This is a genomic window from Pseudomonas sp. R62 (assembly GCF_000257605.1).
GTDB classification, from domain to species: Bacteria; Pseudomonadota; Gammaproteobacteria; order Pseudomonadales; family Pseudomonadaceae; genus Aquipseudomonas; species Aquipseudomonas atacamensis.
On record NZ_JH635999.1, the window covers coordinates 1,889,121 to 1,890,374 of the forward strand.

Annotated in this window: 2 protein-coding genes; both read left to right on the plus strand. The window is 57.3% G+C overall.

Annotated features, from left to right (window positions below; all coding sequences use genetic code 11):
• Nucleotides 1-9 precede the first annotated feature (9 nt).
• A complete protein-coding gene (locus OQK_RS26340) occupies nt 10-690 on the plus strand; it encodes an SOS response-associated peptidase (RefSeq protein ID WP_038862204.1) in 681 nt (226 codons plus the stop codon).
• A gap of 263 nt (nt 691-953) precedes the next feature.
• Nucleotides 954-1,226 carry a hypothetical protein gene (locus tag OQK_RS26345; protein ID WP_016775076.1) on the plus strand — a complete coding sequence of 91 codons (273 nt, stop codon included), beginning with the start codon at nt 954-956 and terminating at the stop codon, nt 1,224-1,226.
• Nucleotides 1,227-1,254: the final 28 nt, after the last annotated feature.

Consider the following 1,254-nt stretch of genomic DNA (forward strand, 5'->3'; position numbering starts at 1 on the left):
ATTTCATCCATGTGCGGAAGACTCACGCAGTACCGTGGGATTCACGATTTCGTTGCGGTGCTGAGCATCCCCGATGCGTTGATCAATCACGTTGGCGATGCGCCGCTCAATCGCTACAACGCAGCGCCCACCACTACGCTGGCGGTTCTGCACCAGCACGAACAGGCCATTCATGCCGATAATTTGCGTTGGGGCTGGCGGCCGCATTGGGCCAAGGATCGTGCCCCGCCTATCAACGCTCGGGTAGAGAAAGTCGCCCACGGCGCGTTCTTCCGGGCGATCTGGCGGCAGCGGCTGATCGTGCCGGTCGACAATTGGTATGAATGGGTTGATAGCGGGGAAAAATCCCGACAGCCCTGGTTGATTCGTCGGGCGGATCAGGCTCCGGTCTTCTGTGCCGGTATCGGCCAGTTTCCGGCACCGGGGGTTGCGCCGAGGGAGGACGACGGGTTCGTCATCATCACCGCTGACAGCCTGGGCGGCCTGCTCGATATTCACGATCGCCGCCCAGTGGTCTTCGATTCGGCGCGAGCTCGGGAATGGCTTGATCCGGCTACGCCACTGGAACGCGCCGAGCAGATGCTGCTGTTTGAAGGCGAGCCCAGTGAGGCCTTCGAATGGTACAAAGTCGGCAAAGCGGTCGGCAATACGCGTAATCAGGGTGCGCAATTGATAGAACGAGTCGACTAAATAATCCGTCCATCCTTGCGTTAATCAACCAACGCCGGCACTGAGTCCCCTGCGTTACAAAAAGTGTTTCAACCGCGATACACCCCCCGTAAAACAGCCGTTTGAGCGAATCAACCGCCTGTCAGACATTTCGACAGTCATACATACATTTTCCCGCGCTGCGGATAGCATGCGCGCCGCCTTTCCGATTGGTATACCAGTTGACCAAAGAGTCAAAAAAATCAGGAATCCATCAACAACTTTCAAGCCTTGCAGAGAAATAAGTGAGCGACGATTTTGCAATCAAACAGGTCAGCGGCCTGAAGTGTGTCCATCTGTCCAAGACAGAACGCCTGGAACTCGACTGTTTTATCGGCCATTACATCAAGACCCGAAACCTGCACAGCGTGCCCGATATCGAACGCACCCTGCGCAGCACCCTCGAGGGTTATCCCGGCCATCCGCCGGTGATGGTCAATGAGCTCAATGCGTGGATCGATCGAACGTTGGGGTATCGCGCGACCTACCCGGACTTCACGCAGCTGGCAGACCTCTGAAACGCGAAGAGCCCCGCTGCTGCGGGGC